Source organism: Mesorhizobium sp. (assembly GCF_005063415.1).
GTDB lineage: Bacteria > Pseudomonadota > Alphaproteobacteria > Rhizobiales > Rhizobiaceae > Mesorhizobium.
This window is the reverse complement of the sequence record NZ_SUEG01000188.1, coordinates 1-8,811: the sequence shown is the minus strand read 5'-3', so window position 1 is coordinate 8,811 and position 8,811 is coordinate 1. Positions and strand designations below refer to the sequence as shown.

Genomic DNA, 8,811 nt, shown 5'->3' with positions numbered 1-8,811 from the left:
GCGCGGGAAGTCGGCTCGGTGCAGATCCAGAACGTTGCCTCGATTGCCGGCAATCTCTGCAATGCCTCGCCGGCCGCCGACGGCGTGCCGGCGCTGCTGGTGCTCGACGCCGAGGTCGAACTGCGTTCCGCGGTGGCGACCCGGCATCTGCCCCTTGCAGAATTCATCCTCGGCAACCGTCGCACCGCACTGCAGCCCGGCGAAATGGTCACGGCAATCCGCATTCCGAAACCCGCGACCGCCGGCAGCGGATGGCGGACGAGATCGGTCCAGGTGGTGCGCGCGCCGACGAGCCAATGGTTTTCGGCTTCGGCAATGCCGCGCAATGCCACCAGGCCATTGATATCGAGGACATTGTCGCGGAAAGGCTTGCTGCCCTGTGCCGGATAGAAGTCGGTGCCGCCGGCGAGAATGCGCCATTGCCCTTCGCCCAGCAAAGCGAGGGCGTCGTCGACCGTGGTGGGTTTTGCGTAACGGATCACGCTTTGCCTTCCCAGAATGGGCTTCCCGAGAGGGGATCCTGCCGAAAGATTTTCCCGAGCACTCAAGGCAGGAAATTCATTCGTATGCAAATGATATCAAGCCGGCAGGAATTGTCAAAGCCAGAGTTTGCACGGCTATGGGCACCGGTGCGCCCGGAACGCATTTGTTATGCCATGAGAGGTTGACGCAGCCGGCCATCTGGTCAAGTTTCTGCGTCCGGTCGCGTTTTCATTGGAGCCTAAGCTCAAGACCAAGAAAATAAGGAGGCTCCATGGCCGACGAAGCGCTTGTCGTCATCGACCTGCAGAACGATTTCTGCCCGGGTGGCGCCCTGGAAGTGGCCGGTGGCGACGAAATCGTGCCGTTGGTCAATGATCTGATCCGGCGGACCGAGCACGTCCTGCTGACGCAGGACTGGCACCCTGCCGGGCATTCGAGCTTTGCCTCCAGCCACCCCGGCAAGCGACCGTTCGAAACGATCGATATGCCTTATGGCGAGCAGACGCTGTGGCCTGATCACTGCATCCAGGGCAGCCTTGGTTCGGACTTCCATTCGGGCTTGGCCTGGAGCAAGGCCGAGCTGGTGATCCGCAAGGGGTTCCGTCCTGCGATCGACAGCTATTCGGCATTCTTCGAGAACGACCGGACGACGCCGACCGGCCTTGCCGGCTATCTCCGGGATCGGAACATCGAGACGCTGACCTTGGTCGGCCTGGCGACGGATTTCTGCGTCGCCTTTTCGGCGCTCGACGCGGTCAAGCTCGGTTTTGCGACGTCCGTGCGTCTCGACGCCTGCCGCGGCATCGATCTCAACGGCTCCATGGAGAGGATGCTGGGCCGGATGCGCGATGCCGGCGTGGCACTGATTTGAACGTCATCCAGCCGAACCTGACAGATTTTTGAGGGGCTTCATGCGGTTTGCGGCGTTGACGGCAAGTGCTGCCCTGATTGCCGCAATCCTTTCTCCGGGAGCGGTTCTCGCGGCCGAAGCGCACGAATTGCCGGGCGCCGCCATGTCGCTGTGGTGGGTGCTGCCGTTTGCCGGGCTGTTGCTTTGCATCGCGACCGGCCCGTTGCTCTTCCGTCATGCCTGGGAGCACCATTACGGCAAGATCGCTGCCTTCTGGGCAGCGTTGGTGATCGGGCCGCTGGCCATCGCCTTCGGCATCCCGTCGGCCACGCAGGCGGTGCTGCATGCGCTGCTCACCGAATACATGTCTTTCATCATCCTGCTGTTTGCGCTGTTCACCATTTCGGGCGGCATCTTCGTTGCCGGCAACATACACGGCACGCCGCTGGTCAATGCCGGGCTGTTGCTGGGCGGGGCTGTGCTTGCCTCGATCATTGGCACAACCGGCGCCTCGATGATCCTGATCCGGCCGCTCATCCGCGCCAACGACAACCGGCGCTTCAACGCCCATGTCGTCATCTTCTTCATCTTCCTGGTGTCCAACATCGGCGGGTCGCTGACGCCGCTGGGCGATCCGCCGCTGTTCGTCGGCTTTCTGCGCGGCGTCGATTTCTTCTGGACGACAGTTCACCTGTTGCCCGAGACGCTGTTCGTCGCCGGCGTGGTGCTGATGGTTTTCCTGGCGATCGACATCATCTTGCATCACCGCGAGGAAGGCGCGCCGAAGATCAAGGATCCGACGCCCGACAGCAAGGTGCGCATTCGTGGCCTGGCCAACATCCCGCTGCTGGCCGGGGTGATCGCCGCGATCCTGATTTCCGCTGCCTGGAAGCCGGGAGTGAGCTTCGCTTTCCAGGGCGTCAGCCTCGAGCTGCAGAATCTGGTGCGCGACGCCGCCATCCTGATACTGGCCTTCACGTCGCTTGTCGTCTCGCCGAAGGAGTTTCGCGGCGCAAACGCCTTCAGCTGGGGGCCGATCGCCGAGGTGGCGAAGCTGTTCGCCAGCATCTTCATCTGCATCGTGCCGGTCGTCGCCATATTGCGGGCCGGCCTCGACGGCGCGCTGGCGCCGTTGGTGCTGCTGGTCAGTTCGCCGACCGGCGCGCCCGACAACCTTGCCTATTTCTGGCTGACCGGGGCGCTGTCGTCCTTCCTCGACAATGCGCCGACCTATCTGGTGTTCTTCGAACTGGCCGGCGGCGATGCGCAGCATCTGATGACCGAGCTCGCCTCGACGCTGGCAGCGATCTCGGCAGGCGCGGTGTTCATGGGCGCCAACACCTATGTCGGCAATGCGCCGAATTTCATGGTCTATGCCATTGCCAGGCATCGCGGCATCAAGATGCCGAGCTTCTTTGGCTATATGGCATGGTCGGGTGCCGTGCTGATCCCGACATTCCTGCTCGCCGGCTTGCTGTTCTTTGCCTGATCATCCGACGCCGACATAGCGACGGACCGCCGAGGGATCGGCACGCAGTTCCTCGACATCGACCGTCTCGCGGTTGCGGCCGTTTTCGATGAAGCAAACGCGGTCTGCAACCGACAGCACGGCATCGACGCGCTGCTCGACAAGAATTGTCGACACGCCGAGCGCTCGCAGCTTCGACACGGTTTCGCGGATCTTGGCGATCATCGACGGCATCAGCCCTTCGGTCGGCTCGTCGAGCAGGAGCACCTGCGGTTCCAGACACAGGGCGCGGGCCATGGCCAGCATCTGCTGCTCGCCGCCGGATAGCGTGCCCGAACGCTGCCTGAGGCGCTGGCGCAGCAGCGGGAAGAGATCGAGCACGTTTTCGCGCGTCGCCTTGCCCTTGTTGCGGGCCATCAGGCCGATCTCGATGTTTTCCGCCACCGTCATCTCGGCGAACAGCCGCCGGCCCTGCGGCACGTAGGCGACGCCGGCCTTGGGCACCTCATGCGCCGGCAGGCCGGTCAACTCCCGCCCTTCGAGCCGGATCGAGCCGGCGCTTGCCGGCACCAGGCCCATGATCGCCTTCAGCGTCGTCGTCTTGCCGGCGCCGTTGCGGCCGAACAGGCAGAGCACCTCGCCCTCGTTCAACACGAGATCGAGCCCATAGAGCACCTGGACCTCGCCATAGAAGCAATCAAGCCCGGAGATCGTCAGTGCCTTGGACTGGGCCTCAGCCATGGGTCGTCCCCAGATAGGCGTCCTGCACCGCGGCATTGGCGCGGATCTGCTCGGGCGTGCCTTCAGCTAAAATCCTGCCGGCGTTGAAGACGGTGATGCGGTCGGCGAGCTGCATGACCACCGGCATGTTGTGCTCGATCAAAAGCACGGTGGCGCTATCGGCGATCTCGCGCACCAGCTCGATGAAATTGTCGATCTCGCTGTCGGCCAGCCCTTGCGTCGGTTCGTCGAGAATCAGCAGCCGCGGCTTCAGTGCCAGCCCCATCGCCACTTCCAGCAACCGCTGGTGACCGTAGGACAGCTGCCCGGCCGGCATTTGCGCCCGGTCGGCAAGGCCGGTACGCTCGAGCGCCGCCATGACGCCGGTGTGAACCGCGCCCTTCGAGCGGCCGTCGGTCAGCGTGCGCTGCACCGGCAGGGCAACATTGTCGTAAGCGCTGAGATTGGCAAAGACGCTGGTGATCTGGAAGGTATAGGCGATGCCGAGGCGGACCCTGGCGTAGGCCGGCAGATTGGTGATGTCGGCGCCGTCGAAGACGATCGTGCCCGAGGATGGCTGGATGCGGCCGCTGACCAGGCTGACGAAGGTGGTCTTGCCGGCACCGTTGGGGCCGATGACGGCGCGGATCTCGCCCGGCATCAGCGCGAAGTCGACGCCGTCGACGGCACGCAAGCCGCCGAAACTGCGCGACAGGCCTTTGGTGGTCAAAAGCGGCATCATGGCAGCCAACCCAGCCAGCGCTGGCGGATGCTGCCGAGAATGCCTCTCGGGAAGAACAGCACCAGCAGGATCAGCGCAATGCCGACGATCAGCAGATAGGCCGAGGTGTAGCCGCTGGCGACGTCGATGACGTAATACATGAACAGCGTGCCGATCAGCGGACCGAGCGTGGTGGCGGCACCGCCCAGCAGCACCCAGAGCAGCGGCAGGATGGAATATTGCACCGAGGCGAAGCTCGAGCCGACATAGCCAAATAGCAGCGCATAGGCCGCGCCGGAAGCCGCGCAGATGCTGCCTGAGATGACGACGGCAGCGAGCTTGTTGGAGAACGTATCGTAGCCAAGCATCTTGGTCCGCTCCTCGTTCTCGCGGATGGCGACCAGCACGCGGCCATAGCCGGAGCGGACTATCGCCAGACTTATGAGCAGCACGATCGAGAACAGCGTCAGCGCGCTCATATAGCGCACGGTCGGATTGGTGAGGTCGAGTGACGTGCTGCCCAGGACAAGGACCCGCATCGGCTGCGGCACGACCATGCCCTGGTCGCCACCGGTCCAGGCGGCGAGATAGAGGATGACGAGATAGAATACCTGCGCGAACATCATGGTGACGATCATGAAGGCGACGCCGGAGGTGCGCAGCGCCAGCAGCCCGATCACCAGCGCAAGCAGCGCGCCGCAGGCAAACCCGGCTGCGAAGGCGGCCGGCACGCTCCAGCCGAGATGGATGACGGCAAGCCCGGCGCCATAGAGCCCGGCCGAAAAGAACATGGCATGGCCGAGGCTGAGCAGCCCGACATAGCCGAACAGCAGATTGTAGCCCATGGCGAAGACCGCCAGCACCATGATGCGGGCGAGCAGGCCGTGATGGTATTCCGGCAGGACGAAGCTAAGTGTGAAAAGCAGGGCGATGACGCCGAGGTGCAGCGCATATGGCTTTGCCGGCGAAGCATCCTTCATCGCGATGTCGTCCCGAACAGGCCCTGCGGCCGGAACACCAGCACCATGGCGACAAGCAAGGTGGCGATGATCTTGGCCAGCGTCGGCGAGAAGAACACCGAGATGATGCCGTCGGAAAGGCCGATCAGCACAGCGGCGACGACCGTACCGCGCAACGAACCAAGGCCGCCGATGATGACGACGATGAACGAGAGCAGCAGCGGGTCCTGCCCCATCAGATAGTGGGCCTGGCTGATCGGCACGATCAGCACCGCGGCCACAGCCGCCAGCATGGCGCCGAGCGCGAAAACGCCGGCATAGACTTTGGTCACCGGGATGCCGAAGGCCTGCGCCGTCTCGCTGTCATATTGCGTGGCGCGCATGATGAGGCCGATTTTCGTGCGCGTCAGCACCAGCCAGGTCGCGACCAGCAGCAGCGCGGACGCAGCGATGATCGACAGCTTGTAGCCGGAATAGCCGAACCACGGCAGGAGGATGCGGTAGCTGAACGGGGGCTCCACCGGCCGCGCCTCCGGGCCGTAGAAGGTCAGCGCCAGTTGCTGGATGATGTAGAGCATGCCGATGGTGGCGACGATGGTGGCTTCCGGATTGTAGTTGAGCCGGCGCAGCACCAGCCGTTCGGCGACCAGCGCGATCAGGCCAACGATCAGCGGTGCCAGCACCAGGGCGGCCAGGAAGCCGAGCGCCGGATGGCCGGATATCGCCGTAGAGATCGCCCAGGCAAGCACCGCGCCCAGCATGAAGAACTCGCCATGCGCGACATTGACGACGCGCATGACGCCGAACACCAGCGACAGGCCAAGCGCCGTCAGCGCCAGGACGGCGGAGGTGACGAGGCCTTCGAGGGCGGCGAGGAGCAGGTGGGGTCCGAAGTGCATCGGCTAAGCACCGGCGGATGCGCGAAGCACCCCCCTCTGGCCAGAGGGGGGTGTCTTGGCGCTCACGCTTGCTGCAGCAGCCAAGCTCACAGCGCCTGCGTGGTGTAATCCCCTTCCGGCTCGTAGAGGCCGTCCTCGATCTTGGTCTTGTGGACGACATTCAGCCGGCCGCCTTCGACCTTAGAGATGTTCTGGATACCAAAACACTGGTGGATCTTGCCGTTGAAGGTTTTCGGTCCCTGCGGATGCTCGGGCCCGTCGGCGAACTCGGTCAACGCCTCGGTCGCCTCGACCAGCTTGGCGCGGTCTTCCGGGCCCTTGTAGCCGGCATCCTCCATCGCCTTCTTGACGACGTAGAGCGTTTCCCAGCAGCCGAACATGTGCGCGGCGGTGGAGACGTCCTTGGGATCGCCGACGGCGGCACCATTGTCGTCGATGCCGACGGCGGCGCGGTAGGCTTTCTGCGCAGGGGAGTCATCGGGCTGCGCATAACGCGGCGAACCTTCCCAGAAATGGCTGCCGTCGAGGAATTCGAGGCCGGGGCTGTTGATATCGGTGGCTTCGAGCGAATCGATGAAGCCGAACAATTGTGGCCGATTGGAGCCGTAGAACTCGCCGAGCTCCTTGACGAAGGTGAGCACCGCCGGGCCGACCATGACGTGGTAGATCACCTCGGTCTCTGCGGGGATCTGCGGGAAATATTTGGTGAAGGAGGATTCCGTCGGCGGGATGGCGATCTGGGCGATAACCTCGGCGCCTTGCGCCTTCAGCGCCGGCGGAAGGTAGTCGCGATGATCGTAGCCGAAGGCGAAATCGGGGAATATCTGCGTCACCTTCTTGCCGGCGTTGGCGGCAATCCACGGCGCCATCGACTGGATCTGGCTCTTCACGTCGGTGATGCCGGGCTGGAAGACGTAGCGGTTCAACTTGGTCGACGCGACGTGGTGGCCTTCGCTGACGACGAAATAGGGCATCTTGGCCTCTCCGGCGGCCGGCGCCGAGCCGATGACGACATGCGAAAACAGCGTGCCGTAGACTATGTCGGTCTTGTGCTGGGAGGCGAACTTGCCGACGACTTCGGCGCCCCGGCCGGGATCGGTGCCGTCATCCTCGATGATCACCTCGACCTGCCGGCCGTTGATGCCGCCGGCATCGTTGATCGCCTTGACGGCAGCCGCCGTGGTCTTCTCGTACCAGCGGCCATAGGCGGCGCCGATGCCGGTGCGGTGCGACTGGAAGCCGATCTTGATCGGCGCCGAGCTCTGCGCCTGACTGTAACGCACGAAACCCGGCGCGACGGCAAGACCGGCGCCGGCGGCAAGGCCCTTCAGCGCCGTGCGGCGGGTGAGAGCGGATCTGGAGAGATCGAAAAACCCATTCTTGTCAGTCACGGCAGTTCCCCTTGTTTTTGAGCTTTGACCAATGGCTGTAGTGAGGCGGGCCGCTCTTGTTAAGAGGGCCGAAAATTGCATGTGTACAAACTAAATCACCAAAGCTCTGACGTGGCAAGCGAGCTTTCCCCAAGGTTCGATTGACGGCCATCGCGCACCTGGTTCATCCGGCGCTCGGCGTCGCAAGCAGCCACAAGCCGAGGACGGTGTAGGCGATCATCAGCACGGTGAGCGGGAACTGGCTGAGCGCGGCGCGAGCCGGAATGGGGTGCAGCCGCCAGGCCAAGCCATGGGCGACAAGCACAGCAAGCATGTGGCCGGCAATGATGACGCCGGCCTGGAGGTTCCACAGCCACCAAGCCGAGCCGGCGCCGGCGACGACGCCGGCTTCGATTGGCATGTCGGCGGTACCGAACAGGTTCCAGCCCAGCGCAAACGGGTCGGAGAGAGCGGCAATCGCATATTGGCCGTCGACCAGCAGCGCCGTCAGATAGTGCGCGAAGTGGTAGGCGAGCGCGATCGGCACAATCGACCAGACCAAAAGCCCGGCGGCGTGACCGAGGGAATGCTTGCTGCCGGCAAGGTGCTGGCCAAGAAAGACGGCGAGCGCGAACACGGCCGCAAGCACGGCAAAGCTCAGCACAAGGCCGAAACTGCCGATGCCGACCAAAGCGGTGCGTCCAGGAAATTCCAGCGGATTGATGCCGAACCAGCCTAGCCAGAAGAAGGTTTTCGACAGGCCGTCGAAGGACACCGACGACAGCGCAAGCAGCAGGAAAGCGACGCCGCTGAGCGGTAGCGGCGCGGCACCAAGCAGCTTGGCGCCCGGCCAGCAAAGTTTGAGCCGGCCATCCTCGTTGCGTTCGACGATAGCGAAGCGCGCCACCATCGAAAAGAACACGGTCAGGAACTCACCGCGCAGGCTCCAGTCGCGGTAGCCGAAGACCTGCATGGCGGCGAAGCTCAGCAGCCAGTAGAGGCCGGCGGCCCGGGCCAGCCGCGCCGGATCGTCGGGCGCCGGGTCGATAAGCTCGAACCAGGCGAAGGCGAAGAACAGCAGGAAAGCCGGCCAATAGCCGAGCCGTGATGGGAGCCGCCGCGGCTCCTTGCCACCTAGCAGGCGCGAGACGACGCGGCACGGCCCGTACCACGGATTGGCCCACGACCAGAGATCGCCGGCGAGCCCTTGCAGCAAAGCCAGGCCAACCCAGAGCAATGTCCATATGGTCAACGGCAGCGGGTTGGAGAGCGGATCGCGACTGCCGAACAGGCCGGCGGCAATCAGAATTGCAAAGCCGGCAAAGGATACCAGGCTGACGG

8 protein-coding genes and 2 pseudogenes are annotated in these 8,811 nt (G+C 64.0%); 3 read left to right on the top strand and 7 right to left on the bottom strand.

Annotated elements, in window-relative coordinates; all coding sequences use genetic code 11:
- Window positions 1–18 precede the first annotated feature (18 nt).
- Window positions 19–174 (top strand): annotated as a pseudogene (locus E5W70_RS28905) (FAD binding domain-containing protein); the annotation flags it as partial.
- Between the two features lie 68 nt (window positions 175–242).
- On the opposite strand, the pseudogene E5W70_RS28900 reads toward E5W70_RS28905, so the two are convergent.
- Window positions 243–482 (bottom strand): annotated as a pseudogene (locus E5W70_RS28900) (FAD binding domain-containing protein); the annotation flags it as partial.
- Window positions 483–754: 272 nt separating this feature from the next.
- Between E5W70_RS28900 and pncA the strand changes: the two are divergent.
- Together pncA and E5W70_RS28890 are read left to right on the top strand one after the other, a co-directional pair.
- Window positions 755–1,354 carry a bifunctional nicotinamidase/pyrazinamidase gene (pncA, locus tag E5W70_RS28895; RefSeq protein WP_292664710.1) on the top strand — a complete coding sequence of 200 codons (600 nt, stop codon included), beginning with the start codon at window positions 755–757 and terminating at the stop codon, window positions 1,352–1,354.
- Window positions 1,355–1,394: 40 nt separating this feature from the next.
- Complete coding sequence (locus E5W70_RS28890) at window positions 1,395–2,822, top strand: sodium:proton antiporter (protein WP_292664709.1); 1,428 nt, start codon at window positions 1,395–1,397, stop codon at window positions 2,820–2,822.
- Here E5W70_RS28890 and E5W70_RS28885 read toward each other — a convergent pair whose 3' ends face one another.
- From E5W70_RS28885 to E5W70_RS28860, 6 genes are all read right to left on the bottom strand, one after another.
- Window positions 2,823–3,542 carry an ABC transporter ATP-binding protein gene (locus tag E5W70_RS28885; RefSeq protein ID WP_292664708.1) on the bottom strand — a complete coding sequence of 240 codons (720 nt, stop codon included), beginning with the start codon at window positions 3,540–3,542 and terminating at the stop codon, window positions 2,823–2,825.
- Window positions 3,535–4,263, bottom strand: coding sequence for an ABC transporter ATP-binding protein (locus E5W70_RS28880; protein WP_292664707.1), 729 nt, complete (start codon window positions 4,261–4,263; stop codon window positions 3,535–3,537). The genes E5W70_RS28885 and E5W70_RS28880 overlap by 8 nt, the downstream gene beginning before the upstream one ends.
- The gene (locus tag E5W70_RS28875; protein ID WP_292664706.1) at window positions 4,260–5,222 is read right to left on the bottom strand and encodes a branched-chain amino acid ABC transporter permease; all 963 of its coding nucleotides are present in this window, start codon (window positions 5,220–5,222) and stop codon (window positions 4,260–4,262) included. The genes E5W70_RS28880 and E5W70_RS28875 overlap by 4 nt, the downstream gene beginning before the upstream one ends.
- Window positions 5,219–6,100: a branched-chain amino acid ABC transporter permease gene (locus E5W70_RS28870; protein WP_292664705.1), complete on the bottom strand. Its 882-nt coding sequence runs from the start codon at window positions 6,098–6,100 to the stop codon at window positions 5,219–5,221. The genes E5W70_RS28875 and E5W70_RS28870 overlap by 4 nt, the downstream gene beginning before the upstream one ends.
- Before the next feature lie 86 nt (window positions 6,101–6,186).
- The gene (locus E5W70_RS28865) at window positions 6,187–7,491 is read right to left on the bottom strand and encodes an ABC transporter substrate-binding protein (protein ID WP_292664704.1); all 1,305 of its coding nucleotides are present in this window, start codon (window positions 7,489–7,491) and stop codon (window positions 6,187–6,189) included.
- Between the two features lie 163 nt (window positions 7,492–7,654).
- A partial coding sequence (locus tag E5W70_RS28860; RefSeq protein WP_292664703.1) for a hypothetical protein occupies window positions 7,655–8,811 on the bottom strand: 1,157 nt, incomplete at its 5' end.